General features: G+C 65.0%; 17 protein-coding genes and 1 tRNA gene. 15 read left to right on the forward strand and 3 right to left on the reverse strand.

What is annotated here, in order from left to right; all coding sequences use genetic code 11:
* Positions 1 to 87: 87 nt before the first annotated feature.
* Both AC4D6D_RS06265 and AC4D6D_RS06270 read right to left on the reverse strand, forming a co-directional pair.
* Positions 88 to 921, reverse strand: a complete 834-nt coding sequence (locus tag AC4D6D_RS06265; RefSeq protein WP_491326933.1) for a hypothetical protein — start codon at positions 919 to 921, stop codon at positions 88 to 90.
* Positions 922 to 946: 25 nt separating this feature from the next.
* On the reverse strand, positions 947 to 1,774 hold the full coding sequence (locus AC4D6D_RS06270; RefSeq protein ID WP_465146759.1) for a TrmH family RNA methyltransferase: 828 nt from the start codon (positions 1,772 to 1,774) through the stop codon (positions 947 to 949).
* A 164-nt stretch (positions 1,775 to 1,938) separates the two neighbouring features.
* Here AC4D6D_RS06270 and AC4D6D_RS06275 point away from each other — a divergent pair.
* The 7 genes from AC4D6D_RS06275 to tsf all read left to right on the forward strand — a co-directional run bounded on the left by AC4D6D_RS06275 (position 1,939) and on the right by tsf (position 7,163).
* Positions 1,939 to 2,024, forward strand: a tRNA-Tyr gene (locus AC4D6D_RS06275).
* A gap of 142 nt (positions 2,025 to 2,166) precedes the next feature.
* Positions 2,167 to 2,916: a phosphatidylserine decarboxylase gene (locus AC4D6D_RS06280; protein ID WP_147219289.1), complete on the forward strand. Its 750-nt coding sequence runs from the start codon at positions 2,167 to 2,169 to the stop codon at positions 2,914 to 2,916.
* Positions 2,917 to 3,011: 95 nt separating this feature from the next.
* On the forward strand, positions 3,012 to 3,818 hold the full coding sequence (gene pssA / locus AC4D6D_RS06285) for a CDP-diacylglycerol--serine O-phosphatidyltransferase (RefSeq protein WP_491327211.1): 807 nt from the start codon (positions 3,012 to 3,014) through the stop codon (positions 3,816 to 3,818).
* Positions 3,819 to 3,946: 128 nt separating this feature from the next.
* Positions 3,947 to 4,222, forward strand: a complete 276-nt coding sequence (locus AC4D6D_RS06290) for a hypothetical protein (RefSeq protein WP_491326934.1) — start codon at positions 3,947 to 3,949, stop codon at positions 4,220 to 4,222.
* Positions 4,219 to 4,689 carry a hypothetical protein gene (locus AC4D6D_RS06295; RefSeq protein ID WP_491326935.1) on the forward strand — a complete coding sequence of 157 codons (471 nt, stop codon included), beginning with the start codon at positions 4,219 to 4,221 and terminating at the stop codon, positions 4,687 to 4,689. The genes AC4D6D_RS06290 and AC4D6D_RS06295 overlap by 4 nt, the downstream gene beginning before the upstream one ends.
* Before the next feature lie 646 nt (positions 4,690 to 5,335).
* Entirely contained in the window at positions 5,336 to 6,091 is a 756-nt protein-coding gene (gene rpsB / locus AC4D6D_RS06300) for a 30S ribosomal protein S2 (protein WP_147219297.1), read from the forward strand.
* Positions 6,092 to 6,239: 148 nt separating this feature from the next.
* Positions 6,240 to 7,163, forward strand: coding sequence for a translation elongation factor Ts (gene tsf / locus AC4D6D_RS06305; RefSeq protein WP_147219298.1), 924 nt, complete (start codon positions 6,240 to 6,242; stop codon positions 7,161 to 7,163).
* A gap of 78 nt (positions 7,164 to 7,241) precedes the next feature.
* Here tsf and AC4D6D_RS06310 read toward each other — a convergent pair whose 3' ends face one another.
* Positions 7,242 to 7,850: an NAD(P)-dependent oxidoreductase gene (locus tag AC4D6D_RS06310; protein WP_491326936.1), complete on the reverse strand. Its 609-nt coding sequence runs from the start codon at positions 7,848 to 7,850 to the stop codon at positions 7,242 to 7,244.
* A gap of 54 nt (positions 7,851 to 7,904) precedes the next feature.
* On the opposite strand from AC4D6D_RS06310, the gene AC4D6D_RS06315 reads away from it, so the two are divergent.
* The 8 genes from AC4D6D_RS06315 to rseP all read left to right on the forward strand — a co-directional run bounded on the left by AC4D6D_RS06315 (position 7,905) and on the right by rseP (position 15,010).
* Positions 7,905 to 8,336 carry a winged helix-turn-helix transcriptional regulator gene (locus tag AC4D6D_RS06315; RefSeq protein WP_491326937.1) on the forward strand — a complete coding sequence of 144 codons (432 nt, stop codon included), beginning with the start codon at positions 7,905 to 7,907 and terminating at the stop codon, positions 8,334 to 8,336.
* A 57-nt stretch (positions 8,337 to 8,393) separates the two neighbouring features.
* Positions 8,394 to 9,554, forward strand: coding sequence for an acetyltransferase domain-containing protein (locus AC4D6D_RS06320; RefSeq protein ID WP_491326938.1), 1,161 nt, complete (start codon positions 8,394 to 8,396; stop codon positions 9,552 to 9,554).
* Between the two features lie 117 nt (positions 9,555 to 9,671).
* Positions 9,672 to 10,394, forward strand: a complete 723-nt coding sequence (pyrH, locus tag AC4D6D_RS06325; RefSeq protein ID WP_491326939.1) for a UMP kinase — start codon at positions 9,672 to 9,674, stop codon at positions 10,392 to 10,394.
* A 3-nt stretch (positions 10,395 to 10,397) separates the two neighbouring features.
* On the forward strand, positions 10,398 to 10,955 hold the full coding sequence (frr, locus tag AC4D6D_RS06330) for a ribosome recycling factor (RefSeq protein ID WP_147219313.1): 558 nt from the start codon (positions 10,398 to 10,400) through the stop codon (positions 10,953 to 10,955).
* Positions 10,956 to 10,986: 31 nt separating this feature from the next.
* A complete protein-coding gene (gene uppS, locus AC4D6D_RS06335; RefSeq protein WP_491326940.1) occupies positions 10,987 to 11,676 on the forward strand; it encodes a polyprenyl diphosphate synthase in 690 nt (229 codons plus the stop codon).
* Positions 11,663 to 12,436, forward strand: coding sequence for a phosphatidate cytidylyltransferase (locus tag AC4D6D_RS06340; protein ID WP_491326941.1), 774 nt, complete (start codon positions 11,663 to 11,665; stop codon positions 12,434 to 12,436). The genes uppS and AC4D6D_RS06340 overlap by 14 nt, the downstream gene beginning before the upstream one ends.
* A 5-nt stretch (positions 12,437 to 12,441) precedes the next feature.
* Complete coding sequence (locus AC4D6D_RS06345) at positions 12,442 to 13,593, forward strand: 1-deoxy-D-xylulose-5-phosphate reductoisomerase (protein WP_491327212.1); 1,152 nt, start codon at positions 12,442 to 12,444, stop codon at positions 13,591 to 13,593.
* A gap of 31 nt (positions 13,594 to 13,624) precedes the next feature.
* The gene (rseP, locus tag AC4D6D_RS06350) at positions 13,625 to 15,010 is read left to right on the forward strand and encodes an RIP metalloprotease RseP (RefSeq protein ID WP_491326942.1); all 1,386 of its coding nucleotides are present in this window, start codon (positions 13,625 to 13,627) and stop codon (positions 15,008 to 15,010) included.
* The last annotated feature ends 37 nt before the right edge of the window (positions 15,011 to 15,047 follow it).

Raw genomic sequence — 15,047 nt, forward strand, 5'->3', positions numbered from 1 at the left:
GCCTCGCAGGTTGAAAAGATTACGCCGCGCCGACCATAAGGTCGGCGCGGCGTTTTTCGTTTGGTAGAAGCAAAGTGCGGCCGGCGATCAGGGCGTCAACTTGACCAGCGCCGTGGGTGCGGCCGGTGTGCGCGGGTTGATCTTCCAGACCAGCGCTCTCCCGCCAGGTGCCGCGACCGGCCCTTCATCGGTGTTGTTGGCCAGGATTTCGCCGTCGGTCGTCAGGGTGAAGGTGCCGTCGGCGTCGACGGTGCTGTCCGACGTGTCGCCGCCCTTGTCGTTGGCGAAGCCGCTCATCATGGCGCCCATGCCCGCAGCGCCGCCCTGGGGGCCGAATGCAGGAGCATCGAAGCGCACCGAGCCGTCCCGCCGCAGCGAAAGCTGGACGAAAGCATTGCTCATCGCAAAGCCTTCGATGGTCGGGAAGGCGAAGTCGTGATCGAGCCGGCCGGTCATGGTGAAGTCGACGTCGAACTTGCCGTCGCCCACGTAATCAACCTTGTTCCAACCGACCTGACGGCGCAGCTTTTCGGCGATCTGTTCGCCGGCCCTGGGATCGCTGGGATCGAGGCCGCCAAGCAGCATCTGCGACGCCTCGGCATCGCTCTTCTTCTTTTGCTCGTTCGATTTTTCCCAGTCCGCCTTCTGCTGGGCGAGTTCTTCCTCGGTGCAGGGGCGTTCGTTGTAGTCGTCGTCGTGGCAGGCGTCGGGCTCGAAGGGCTTGGGCTTGGATGCCTTGAGCGGCACCATCACGATCTCGCCCGCGTAGCGGAACGTGAACGTGCGATTCTTGCGCAAGTCGAGCGTGGACGTGAACTTGCCCGGTGCGAATATGCAGGCCGCTGCCAGCAGGGCGAGGGCGGTGACGCCCAGCCCCGCCAGAAGGCGGCGTCCCCAAGGACGCCGTTCGGTGCGATTCATGATGGGTGCCCCCTCTGATGTTGGATTATGCAGGCCGGGTTGCGGCGGCGTAGAGCGCGATGGCGGCAGCGTTGCTGACGTTGAGGCTCTCCATGGCGTCGCTGATCGGCAGTTTGGCGATGGCGTCGCAGTGCTGGACGATGTTGTGGCGCATGCCGTCGCCTTCGGCTCCGAGCACGAGCGCGACCGGACCTGCGGGCAGGGCCTCGCCAAGCGTAGACTGGGCTTCGCCGTCGAGACCGATTCGCCAGTAGCCCGCTTCGGCGATCTCTTCGAGCGCACGCGCGAGGTTCACGACGCGGACCCAGGGCAGCACTTCCAGCGCGCCCGAGGCGCTCTTGGCCAGCGTGCCCGATTCGGGCGGCGCGTGGCGGTCCTGCGTGACGATGGCGCAGGCGTTGAAGGCGGCCGCCGAACGCATGATGGCGCCGACGTTGTGGGGATCGGTCACCTGATCGAGCACGACGACGGGGCGCGAGGGATCGCCGTCCAGCACGTCGTCGATGAAGATATCATCGAGCGGCGCACATTCGAGCACGAGGCCCTGATGCGGTGCGTCGCGGGCGACGAGGCGGGCGAGGTCGGCGGGCTGTGCCCATTCCACCGGGAAATCGGTGGGCAGTTCGCCGTCGAGTGATTCGACGCCTTCGCGAGTCGCCCAGAGCTTGCGGTGGCTGCGATTCGGATTTTTGAGCGCGGCCTCGACGGCGTGGCGGCCCCAGAGGCGAACCATGCCGGTGCTCGCACGCCCGCTGCCACGGCCGTTCTTCATCCGGCCTGCGCGGCCGCGCAGCGGTTTCCCGGAGCGGCCGCCTTCGCGGTCACCGTCTTGCCGGTCGCTACGATTGGTCATGAAAATTGTCCTTATTCGAAAAAACTATGCCGCTCCTGCCATTCCCCCCATTGACAGGCAAGGCCGGGTTCTACATAGGCGCGCTCCTCGGCAGCGAGGCTCTGGTTTCGGAGCTTCAACACAACGGGTCTTTCGATAGAGAGACCCCCGCCAGTAATTGGTGTGGACAGGTGGCCGAGTGGTTAAAGGCAGCAGACTGTAAATCTGCCCGTGCAAGCGTACGCTGGTTCGAATCCAGCCCTGTCCACCACCGGTTCTCTTCAAAAGAGCATTCCCTTCGGGGACCCCGGACCTTATCCCCGTCACGAAATATCCCCGCCAGTCTCGGCGAATGGGAACGCAGCGCGCCTCCCGGCATTGCGGGGGCGGTGCACAGTGACTAGAGGACGGTGATGCCCGGAGAAATTCTCGATAATCAGGGACGCGGCGAAGCGTCCTGGAGCTGGCCTTCCGTTCATCCGGAAGGTCGCAAGTTCGGCGCCATCGCAGGCGTTGTCGCGCTGATCGGCTGGATCGTGTTCGGGCCGCTCGTCGGCCTGCCGCTCGCCCTGCTGACCTACTGCGTGCTGGCGTTCTTCCGCGATCCCGTGCGCGTGACGCCGCAGGACGACCGCTATATCGTGGCTCCGGCCGACGGTCTGGTGACGCTGATCGGCAAAGTCGCTCCCCCGCGCGAACTGACGGTCGAGGATGGCAGCGGCTCGCAGCCGATGCCTGCCGAGCCGGTGACGCGCATCTCGATCTTCATGAGCGTGTTCGACGTTCACATCAATCGCAGCCCGATCAGCGGCACGGTGCGCCGGGTGATCTACATTCCGGGCAAGTTCCTCAATGCCGACCTCGACAAGGCCAGCGAAGAGAACGAACGCCAGCACATCCTGGTCGAGCGCGGCGACGGCCTGCGCGTCTGCTTCACGCAGATCGCCGGTCTGGTGGCGCGCCGTATCGTGCCGTTCGTGAAGCCGGGCGACATGATCGCCGCCGGCCAGCGCATCGGCCTGATCCGCTTCGGCAGCCGCGTCGACGTCTACCTTCCCGCCGGGGTCGAGCCGAAAGTGCTCATGGGCCAGCGCATCGTCGCCGGTGAGACGGTGCTGGCCGAACTCGGCTCGGCACCGGTAATCGAGGGTATCGCGCAGTGAGCGGCGAGCCCGGCGGAATTCGGGGTGATGCAGGGGAGGGCGCCGTGGAGAGCGACGGCCAGCGCCTGCGTCGCCGCCTGGCCGGCGGGCTGCCGATGCGCGTTTTCGTTCCCAATGCCATTACCGCCGCCGCGCTCTGCTCGGGCCTGACCGGCATCCGCTTTGCGATCGGCGGCGACTATCAGCGGGCCGTCCAGGCGATCATTCTGGCGGGCCTGCTCGACGGCATCGACGGCCGCGCCGCGCGCCTGCTGAAAGCGCAGACGCGGTTTGGTGCGGAACTGGACAGCCTGGCCGATTCGATCTCGTTCGGCGTTGCACCTGCGCTGATCGTCTATCTCTGGACCTTGCACCAGCTTCCCAGCATGGGCTGGATCGCCGCGCTGGCCTTTGCGATCTGCTGCGTGCTGCGCCTCGCGCGCTTCAATTCTCGACTCGACGAACTGGACCAGCCACACAAGGAAGCCGGTTTCCTGACCGGCGTACCCGCGCCGCTCGGCGCGGGGCTGGCGTTCCTGCCGATCTATCTCTGGATCGCGACCGGCGTATCCGAATTCGCCAATCCGATCGCGGTCGGCGTGTGGATGGTGCTCGTCGCTGTGCTGATGATTTCCAGCCTGCCGACACTGGGCTGGTCCCGCATGCGCCCGCCTCCGAGCATGCGCCTTGGCGTGCTCGCCCTCGTGGGCCTGACCGTCGCCGCGCTGCTGACCGAGCCGTGGTACACGCTGGCGGCTATCACCATCGTCTATCTGGTGCTGATTCCGATCGGAATCGCCGCTTATGCGAAATTCAGGCGGCGAGTTCCGCTCCAGCCTCGAGTCCAGGCCACTCCAGGCCAGGCCTTTCCGCTGCATTCCACTGGGGATGACGGCGAGGACGCGCCGGGCGGTCCTTTCTGAGTATGGCGAGCGCGGGCAGGGGCACGCGCTCCGCCGTCTTCCACACTATTGTCAGCGATTCGTCGCAGGAGCGGAGCTGCGCCGGGAGGGCACGGGCGGTACCGAGATGGCGTCGCCAGCTTGCAGCGATGACCTGGGCAGAGACCAGTGCGGCCACGGCGAAGAGACAGGCGGCAAAAGCAGTCATGACCGTTCCTTTCGAACCATCGTCCATGATCCCGGTATTTTCCGTGATCCCGACGGGGGCGGCATCCGCTGCCCCTGTGGAGAGCTTGTGGAAAATTCAGAATCGTTCTATTAATGTTCCTGTGATGCAGTTGTTCTCAATTTGTTCTCTTGCTGTCAAGCTGAAAACCTTGGGCGTGCGGAACCGGCTGTCAGGCAAGCAAGGAGCATCGGCATGAGCGGGGAAGCGCGGAGCGCGCTGGCGGATTTGGAAGGGCTGCGCGACTGGTGCGAGGCGAACCAGTTCGAGATCGAGGAAGTCGATTCCGAGGAACTCGTTCTCACCGATCAGGAGACGGGCAGCGTCTGGTCCGTATTCGGCGTCGACGAATGGATCCAGATCAAAGGTCTCGTGCTCGAGGAGGTGGAGCCGGGTCCGGCGCTGTGCCTGACGTTGGCGCGGCTCCATGACCGTCTGCTGGGATGCCGGTTCTCGATCGATGCACAGCACGGTCTGATCATCATCGTCGATCTTATGCCGTCATGCCGTTCCGGGGAGGCTATCGCCGAGGCCATCATGCAGATGCAGGCAATCATCGATCACACGAGCGACCTGATCGAGGATGCCATCGCCAATGAAGTCGCTGCCGACGACCGGACGATCGATCACGCCTTCAGACTGGAAGGCTCCCGGCGCCTGCACTAGCCATGGCTCAGGCCGGGTAGTGACGGGTGGATTTGCCGGAACGCCTTATCGGAAAATGTGCGGGGCCTGAGGACGGTTCACGATCTCCACGTTTCCGGATCTTGCTTACTGTCGAACCTGCCCTTCCGACGGTCGTGGATCGATGCTGCAGATCCCGGAAGGCGGGAACCACGCCCAGCCAGGCGATGAAAAGCGTCCTGACGGCCATGGCGGCGGCGATTCCGAACAGGATGGATATAACGGCATTCATGGGCTGCGTCCCTGGCCTGTGTCCTCTCCCCCGAAAGGTCTTGCTTGATGGAGTCCCGCGAGACCTGTCGTGAAGCTCTTCCGAGGCGACCGCTCGCTGGGGATTACCCTGTGGAAAAGCAGTGGGACGGCTGTTGGTTTCCGGTGGGAAACCGCGCTTTCCCGGCTCTGCGACGAACCGCCTCGGTAAAACGCCGGATCGCGGATCAGATTGGGGCTGGCCTTTTTCTAGGAATATCGCTAAGGGCGGCCCCGCTCGACGAACGATACCGAATTGGCGGTATTCGGCGACTCGGGCAATCCACATGGAAAGCGCACATACCGGTGCTTTGACGGTCGGGTTTCCCCTCCGCCAGGTTCCTGCTTTCCAGAGGCTCAACCGGAAAGGAATTCTATTATGGCGGCACCCGTCGTCACCATGTCGCAGCTCATCGAAGCCGGCGCACACTTCGGTCACCAGACCCACCGCTGGAACCCGCGCATGAAGCCGTACATCTTCGGCGCGCGCAACGGCATCCACATCATCGACCTGTCGCAGACCGTGCCGCTCTTCGCGCGCGCTCTCGAATTCGTGCAGTCGACCGTCCAGGCCGGTGGCAAGGTGCTCTTCGTCGGCACCAAGCGCCAGGCTCAGGAGCCGATCGCCCAGGCCGCCCGCGCCTGCGGCCAGCACTTCGTCAACCACCGCTGGCTGGGCGGCATGCTCACCAACTGGAAGACCATCTCGGGTTCGATCAAGCGCTTCAAGGCTCTTGAAGAGCAGCTCGCCGGCGACACCGCAGGCCTGACCAAGAAGGAAGTCCTTCAGCTCACCCGCGAGCGTGACAAGCTGGAACTGTCGCTCGGCGGTATCCGCGACATGGGCGGCATCCCGGACGTGATGTTCGTGATCGACGCCAACAAGGAAGAGCTGGCGATCAAGGAAGCCAACGTTCTCGGCATCCCGGTCGTCGCCGTGCTCGACACCAACGTGAACCCGCAGGGCATCGCCTTCCCGATCCCGGGCAACGACGACGCCAGCCGCGCCGTGCGCCTGTACTGCGAAGCGATCGCTCAGGCCGCCACCAAGGGTGGTCGTGACGCGCTCGTGAACAGCGGTGCCGACATCGGCGCCATGGACGTGCCGGTTGCCGAAGAGACCGTCGAGGCCTGATAGGTCCGGCGACGACTTTTTCGTCATGGAATTGTCGCGCGCCGGGTCCAATGGGCCTGGCGCGCGTTTCATTTCCGGGTCGCGGGTGCGGCCTGGGCATTTCAAAGGCCGTGATATTCGGCCCCACCAAAGCAAAAGGATTTGAGCGATGGCTTACACCGCCGCTGACGTGAAGAACCTGCGCGAGCGCACCGGCGCCGGCATGATGGACTGCAAGAAGGCCCTCGACGAAACCGGTGGCGATCTCGAAGCCGCCGTCGACGCGCTGCGCGCGCGCGGTCTGGCCGCTGCCGCCAAGAAGTCGAGCCGTACGGCTGCCGAAGGTCTGGTCGGCGTTGCCGTCACCGGCACCAAGGGCGTTGCCGTCGAAGTGAACTCGGAAACGGACTTCGTTGCGAAGAACGACCAGTTCCAGGACTTCGTCCGCAAGACCACCGAAGTCGCTCTCGGCGTTGCTGGCAACGACGTGGAAGCCCTCAAGGCTGCTGCCTATCCGGGCGGCGGCACCGTTGGCGACGCGCTGACCAACAACGTCGCGACCATCGGCGAGAACCAGCAGGTTCGCCGCCTGAAGACCGTCGAAGTCGCTCAGGGCCTCGTCGTTCCCTACATGCACAACGCCGCTGCGCCGAACCTCGGCAAGATCGGCGTGCTCGTCGCTCTCGAATCAGAAGCTTCGGCTGACGTTCTCGAAGCGCTTGGCAAGCAGATCGCGATGCACATCGCCGCTGCCTTCCCGCTGGCCCTCAACGCCGACGATCTCGATGCCGAGCTGATCGCTCGCGAGCGCAAGATCGCCGAAGAAAAGGCTGCCGAATCGGGCAAGCCGGAAGCCGTGCAGGCCAAGATGGTTGACGGCGCGATCGCCAAGTACGCCAAGGAAAACGCTCTGCTTTCGCAGGTCTTCGTCATGGACAACAAGACCCCGATCCAGCAGGTCGTCGACCAGGCCGGTAAGGACGCCGGTGCCAAGATCGTGCTGAAGGACTACGTCCGCTTCCAGCTCGGCGAAGGCATCGAAAAGGAAGTCACCGACTTCGCAGCCGAAGTGGCTGCTGCTGTCGCCGGCTGATCCTTTACGGATACCGAACAAGAAAAGGGCCGGGGAGCTTAGGCTTCCCGGCCCTTTTTGCTGGCTGCCAGAGCCGCGTCAGTACGCGGCGGTGAACCGGGCGCGGCTGTGCTTGTGGGCTTCGAGCTCGTCGACCATGGCGATGGCATAGTCGGCGAAGCTGATCCTGCTTTCGCCGCTCTCGTCGGTGACGAGCTGGTCGGTGCCGGGGCGATAGGTACCGGTACGCGGACCTTCGAAGATCAGCGCGGCGGGCGAGAAGAACGTCCAGTCCACGTCGTCGATCTGCCTGAGCGCGTCGAGGAAGGTGATGCCGCCCATCGCGAAGGGCTTCCATTCCTCGGGGAACTCGGGCGAATCGATCAGGCGCTGGCCCGGCGCGACTTCGAGGCTGGCGGCGCCGCCGGTGACGAGCAGTCGCGGCACTCCGGCCTTGCGGATCGCGGAAAGCAGGGTTTCGGCGGAGATGTCGAAGTGCAGGGCGCTGATCACCGCATCGCTGCCCGCGATGAGCGCGGCGAGGGCCTCGGGGTCGGAAGCGTCTCCCGTTTTCGCGGTCACGCCGTCGATGGCCGGGATTTTTTCGGGATTGCGGGCGATGGCGAGAACGTCGTGGCCGCGCGCTGCGGCTTCCCTGACAATTTCCGATCCGGCGCGGCCGCTGGCGCCGAGGACTGCAATCTTCATTCCGATTACTCCACTGGTTTCCAATAGTGACCAAGTGTGGCATGGTGTGCGCCTATGCAAGAAGGCACTTTCATCGCACCGGGTTACCCGGAGGAAACCGGCGGCAGGCAGCCGGACGTCTATGCCGCGAACTGCCCGACCCGGCAGCTGCTCGACCGCATTGCCGACAAATGGAGCGTGCTGATCCTGACGACGCTCGGTATGGACGAGATGCGCTTCAATGCGCTGAAACGCCGGATCGACGGAATCTCGCAGAAGATGCTGAGTCAGACCTTGCGCTCCCTGGAGCGCGACGGGCTGGTCGCGCGCCATGTCGTGCCGACCGTGCCGGTAACGGTCAGCTATGCGATCACGCCGCTCGGCAGCGAACTGATCGCGGCGCTTCAGGCGATGATCGACTGGGCCGAGCGGCGCATGGTCGATGTCACGCTCTCGCAACTCGCCTACGATGTGCGGGAAAAGGAGTTGGCGGCACTGTCCTTTTGAGTGTCGAAGTTCATTTGCGATATTGAAACGATATAACATTACGATAAGGCGCGCGGAATGAACCGTTCCGATGTCCCAGCCGCGCCGCGTCCGCGTATCGTCGCTATCGATGCCCTGCGGGGGCTCGTCATGCCGCTGATGCTTGTCGATCATACCCGCGAGTTCTTTTACCTCGATCGGCAGGTGTCCGATCCGATGGACCTCGACGCCACCGATCCGGCCCTGTTCTTCACACGGCTTGCGGCGCATCTGTGCGCACCGGTCTTCGTGGCGCTGACCGGGGTTTCGGCATGGCTCCATGCGCGCGGGAATGCGGCAAAGGCGAGCGCGTTTCTCGCCAGGCGCGGCCTGTTCCTGATCGTGCTGGAAGTGACTCTGGTGAATTTCGCCTGGACCTTCGATCCGGCGCCCAAGACCTACTTCCTCCAGGTGATCTGGGCGATCGGGCTGTCGATGCTGGTGCTGGCGGCGCTGGTCCGCCTGCCGCGGGCCGGAGTCATCTCTCTCGGCGCGGTGCTGGTTCTGGGGCACAATCTCCTCGACGGAATCGTGGTCGATCCCCAGGCGGTGGGGCATGCGCTCTGGGCGATCCTGCACCAGCGCGACCTGATCCTGCTACCCTGGGGCGCCGCCGCGCGCACCTCCTATCCGGTGCTGCCGTGGATCGGCACGATGGCGCTGGGCTATGCCGCCGGGCCGTGGTTCGCCCGCGATAGCGATCCCGAAGCACGGGGCAGGGCACTGATCCTGTTCGCGGCGGTCAGCCTCGCTGCCTTCGGAATCCTGCGTGCGGCGACGGATTATGGCGACACGCAGGTCTGGGACCTGACCGGGAAGGCCACGCGCGACGCCATGGCCTTCGTGAACCTCACGAAGTATCCGGCTTCGGCCTGTTTCCTGCTGCTTACCTTGGGGATCGGTGCGCTTCTGCTCCATGTCTTCGAGCGGGCGGACAGGGAGGGGCGCAGCCGGGTGATCCGCTGGCTGGCGGTGCTCGGCGGAGCGCCGCTGTTCTTCTATATCCTGCACCTCTATCTGCTTCACACCGGGAACCGGATCGCCGGTGCGGTGGTGGGCGGATCGGGCCTGCTCAGCGTGCCTTCGGTGGGCTGGATCTGGGCGCTTGCGGTGCTCGTGGCCGTGCCCTGCTGGTTCGCCACCCAGCGCTTCGGCGCGATCAAGCGCGCCAGTTCCGCCTGGTGGATGCGCTATCTCTGACGGGGTAGGGCGGCTTTCCGTGGCGGGTACCCGACGCTCATCCACAAGCTCGCCCCTTGGCAAGCCGCCCGCGCGCTCCTAAAGCCGGGCGAAATGCCCAGAGGAGATTGTGCGGCCATGAGTTCTTCCCCCTACAAGCGCGTCCTTCTCAAGCTGTCGGGCGAAGTCTTGATGGGAAGCCAGCAGTTCGGGATCGATCCGGATTTCGTCGCCGAACTTGCCAAGGAAGTGAAGGCGGCCAAGGAGACCGGCCTGGAGGTCTGCCTCGTCATCGGCGGCGGCAATATCTTCCGCGGCATGGCCGGTGCCGCGCGCGGCATGGACCGGGCGCAGGCCGACTACATGGGCATGCTGGCCACTGTCATGAATGCGCTGGCGATGCAGAACGCGCTGGAGCAGCTCGGCGTCGAGACCCGCGTGCAGTCCGCCGTGCAGATGGACCAGGTCTGCGAGCCGGTGATCCGCCGCCGCGCCGAGCGTCACCTTGAAAAGGGCCGCGTGGTGATCTTCGCCGCCGGCGTCGGCGCGCCTTACTTCACCACCGATTCGGGTGCTGCCTTGCGCGCCGCCGAAATGCGCTGCGACGCCCTGCTCAAGGGCACCAGTGTGGACGGCGTCTACGACAGCGATCCCAAGACCAATCCGGACGCCAAGCGTTACGATTCGGTCGATTACGACACTGTCCTCGCCGACAATCTGAAGGTGATGGACGCTTCCGCCGTGGCGCTCTGCCGCGACAACGCAATCCCGATCGTCGTGTTCTCGATCCGCGAGAAGGGCAATCTTGCCACCGTTCTCGCGGGCGGCGGCACCAAGACGATCGTCCAGAAAGGAGCCTGATTCATGGCCAAGTACGACAAGGCGGACCTCGAACGCCGCATGACCGGCGCGATCGAAGCGCTCAAGCACGACCTCTCGGGCCTGCGCACCGGCCGCGCCAATACCGCGCTGCTGGAGCCGATCATGGTCACCGTCTACGGTGCCAACACCCCGATCACCCAGGTCGCGACGATCTCGGCCCCCGAACCGCGCATGCTTTCGGTGCAGGTCTGGGACAAGTCGAACATCGGCCCTGTGGAAAAGGCGATCCGTTCGGCCGGACTCGGTCTCAACCCGATCAACGACGGCAACACCCTGCGCCTGCCGATCCCGGATCTGACCGAGGAGCGCCGCAAGGAACTCGCCAAGCTCGCCGGTTCCTACGCCGAGAAGGCCCGCGTCGCCATTCGCAACGTGCGCCGCGACGGTATCGAGAACCTCAAGGCCGACGAGAAGAAGAAGGAAATCTCGGAAGACGAGCGCAAGCGCGGCGAAACCGAAGTCCAGAAGCTGACCGACGACATGATCAAGCAGCTCGACGACGTCTTCGGCGCCAAGGAAAAGGAAATCCTCGGCAAGTGAGGCCTTGCGGCGCCGGCTTGAGGACCCTCTGATGGCGAAGAGCGAACCCGTTTCCGCGCGTCACGTTGCCATCATCATGGATGGCAACGGCCGCTGGGCGAAGAAACGCCACCTGCCGCGCGTGCTGGGCCACCAGCGCGGCGTGGAGGCGGTGCGCCGCGTCGTGCGCGGCGCGCGCGAGATGGGATTGGAAGCGCTGACGCTCTACGCCTTCTCCACCGAGAACTGGCGGCGGCCGGAGGAAGAGGTCTCCGACCTCATGAGCCTGATGAAGCGCTTCATCCTCTCCGACCTCGACGAGTTCGCGGCGGCTGGCGTGCGGCTGAAGATCATCGGCGACTATAAGGCGTTCAAGCCCGATGTCGTCGAACTGATCGAAGGCGCGGTGGCGAAGACTGCTGCCAATACCGGCACCACGCTGGCCGTGGCGCTGAACTACGGTTCGCAGGACGAGATCGCTCGCGCTGCCACCAAGGCGGCGGCCAAGGGGCCGATCACGCCGGAAACCATCGCGGCCGAACTGGATACGGCGGACCTGCCGCCGCTCGATCTGGTGATCCGCACTTCAGGCGAAGTGCGCCTGTCGAACTTCCTGCTCTGGCAGGCGGCCTATGCCGAAATGCTGTTCACCGAAGTGCTATGGCCGGACTTCACCGCCGAGCATCTGCGTCAGGCGCTTGAAGATTTCACCGCCCGCGAGAGGCGCTATGGCGGACGTTGATCCCCCCAGGAAGAAGTCCGACCTCAAGGTGCGGACGGTTTCGGCAGCGGTCATGCTGGTCGTGGCCGGTGGGGCGCTCTGGCTGGGCGGGGTGGTCTGGACCGCTTTCGTTTGCGCCGTGGCGCTCGGCGTGCTGTGGGAGTGGGTCCGGCTCGCACGCAGCGGCACCCAGCATCCCGGCGAGCGCGCCGCGTTCAATTTCGGCGGCATGCTCTATGTCGGGATCGGCGCGGCGATGCTGCTGTTCCTGCGCAACCCGGCCTTCAGTCTCGCGCCGCTGCTGACGGTGCTGCTGGCAGTGATCGGCGTAGATGTCGGCGCCTACTTCACCGGGCGCAGCCTCGGCGGCCCGAAGATCGCGCCGTCGATCAGCCCGTCCAAGACCTGGTCCGGCCTGCTCGGCGGCGTGCTCGGCGCGACGCTGGTGCTGTTCGGTGCCGCGCGGTTCTGGCAGGAGGGGCTGCTTTCGGTCCATCCTCAGGGTAATGCCGCAGACGCACCTGCCTGCTTCGGCATGCAGCCCTGCTGGTATCTGACCGCAAACGCGCTGCCGCTTTTCACGACCTGCCTGCTCACCGGCATTCTCGTCGCCGTCTGCGCGCAGGCGGGCGATTTCTTCGAAAGCTGGATGAAGCGTCGCGCCGGGGTGAAGGACTCAGGCAACTTCATTCCCGGCCACGGCGGTTTCTTCGACCGTCTCGACGGCTTGCTGGCGGTGCTTTTCGTGCTAGGCCTGATGATCCTCTTCCAGCCACGATGACGACCATGCGCACCATTTCCGTTCTCGGAGCCACAGGCTCCATCGGCGCATCGACGCTGGACCTCGTTCGCCGCAATCCGGCGGACTGGCGCGTCGCCGCGCTGACCGCCAACAGCAATGTCGCCGAACTGGCGAAGCTGGCGGTGGAATTCTCCGCCGAACTCGCCGTCGTCGCCGACGAGGCGCGGCTTCCCGAACTGCGCGAGGCGCTCGGCGGAACCGGCATCGAGGCTTCCGGCGGCGCTGCGGCGCTGGTGGAAGCGGCGGCGCGCGGTGCCGACGTTACCGTCGCGGCGATCGTCGGCTGCGCGGGCCTCGCGCCGACGATGGCCGCGATCGAGCAGGGCGGCATCATTGCGCTGGCCAACAAGGAAGCGCTGGTCTCGGCGGGCGAAGTGATGACGGCGGCGGTCGAACGCCACGGCGCCACCTTGCTGCCGATCGATTCCGAGCACAACGCGATCTTCCAGTGCCTTCAGGGTAACAGCCTCGACCATGTCCGCTGGATCACGCTCACCGCCAGCGGGGGTCCGTTCCGCGACTGGTCGCTCGACCGGCTGACCTTGGCTACCCCCGCGCAGGCGATCAAGCACCCGAACTGGGACATGGGCGCGAAGATCAGCGTCGATTCGGCGACGATGTTCAACAAGGGCCTCGAACTGATCGAGGCGCATTACCTGTTCCCGGTCGGCCTCGACAAGCTCCGCATCATCGTGCACCCGCAGTCCGTCGTCCATTCGATGGTCGAGTACCGCGACGGGTCCACATTGGCGCAGCTAGGGCCTTCCGACATGCGCGTGCCGATCGCCTCGGCGCTGGCCTGGCCGGAGCGGATGGACACCCCCTGCGCGCCGCTGGATCTCGCCGAAATCGGCGAACTGACCTTCCGCAAGCCCGACGAAGTGCGCTTTCCCGCCACCCGTCTTGCGCGCGAGGCGGCGGAAGCGGGCGGCGGCATTCCCGCCGTGCTCAACGCCGCCAACGAAGTGGCGGTGGCTGCCTTCCTCGGCGGTCAGATCCCGTTCACGCGCATCGCCGCACAAGTCGAGGACGTGCTCGGTGCCTACTCACCGCCCGCGCCTGCGAGCCTGTCGGACGTACTTGCGGTTGACGGCGAGGCGCGAGCAAGGGCAAGCATGCTGGCCGGGACCGCGTAGCGAACGCGGTCCGAAGAGGATTCCCTGAATAGTGACCGCATCGCCGAACCTTTTAACGACGATTTTCGCGTTCCTGCTGGTACTCGGGCCGCTCGTACTGATCCACGAGCTGGGCCACTATCTGGTCGGGCGGCTGTTCGGCGTGAAGGCGGATGCCTTCTCGATCGGCTTCGGCAAGGAGATCGCGGGCTGGACCGACAAGCGCGGCACCCGCTGGAAGCTCTCGATGCTGCCGCTGGGCGGCTATGTCCAGTTCGCGGGCGACATGAACCCGGCCTCGGCACCCAGTGCCGGGGAAGACGGCCTGACGCCCGCTGAGCGTGCGAAGACTTTCCATGTGAAGCCGCTGTGGCAGCGTGCGTTGATCGTCTTCGCCGGACCGCTGACGAACTTCGTGCTCTGCGTGCTGATCCTGGCCGGTTTCGTCTATGCCCACGGGCGCCTGATCGCGGAGCCGGAGATCGTCGGCTTCTCGGAAACCTCTTCGGCCAAGGCTGCGGGACTTGAGATCGGCGACCGCATCGTCGCCATCGACGGCGACAAGATCTCCAGTGTCACCGAGATTCCCGAGCATACGGTCTACTTCCCCGGCAAGACAGTGAACCTCGCGGTCGAGCGCCAAGGGCGTACGCAGGTGCTGCCGGTCAAGATCGCCGGTGAAGAGGTCAGCGACGATTTCGGCAACAAGGCGAAGATCGGCGATCTGGGCCTCGATTTCGCGGTTCCGGTGGTCAGCGGGATCATGGACGGTTCTCCGGCGGATCAGGCTGGAATGAAGATCGGTGACCGGATCGTTGCCGTCGGTGAAACTCCGATCAACAGCTTCCGCGAAGTTCCGCCGCTGGTCATGCCCAGGGCCGGGCAGCGCACCACCGTCACCGTCATGCGCGGCGGCGAGGCGCATGTCCTGCCGCTCACTATCGGCAGCGCCGTGCAGACGGACGAGAAGGGTCAGTCCGTCACTGTCGGCCGGATCGGCGTCGAATCCGGATTCGGCCGCCTCGAAAAGGTCGGCCCGGTCCAGGCGCTGGGCATCGGTGTCGAGCGCAGCTTTGGCCTGATGGGCACGATCGTCACCGGAATCCGCCAGATCGTCACCGGCGACCGCTCGGTTCGCGAACTGGGCGGCCCGATCAAGATCGCCAAGTATTCGGGCGAGCAGTTCTCGCTCGGTTGGGAGCCTTTCGTAGGCTTCGTGGCGATGATTTCGATTAACTTGGCATTCATCAACTTGCTGCCAATTCCTGGGCTCGACGGCGGCCACCTGGCTTTCTATGCGGCCGAACTGGTCCGTCGGAAGCCTCTGGGACTGCGCAGTCAGGAATGGGCGATCCGAACCGGGGTGGCACTCGTGCTTGCCCTGATGCTGTTCGTCACGGTCAACGATCTGGCATCTCTCCCGATTTTCGGGGGATAGCCTGGAGAATTCATCAACCATCACATTTCCGCCGGGA

It is taken from the genome of Novosphingobium sp. BF6 (assembly GCF_058273105.1).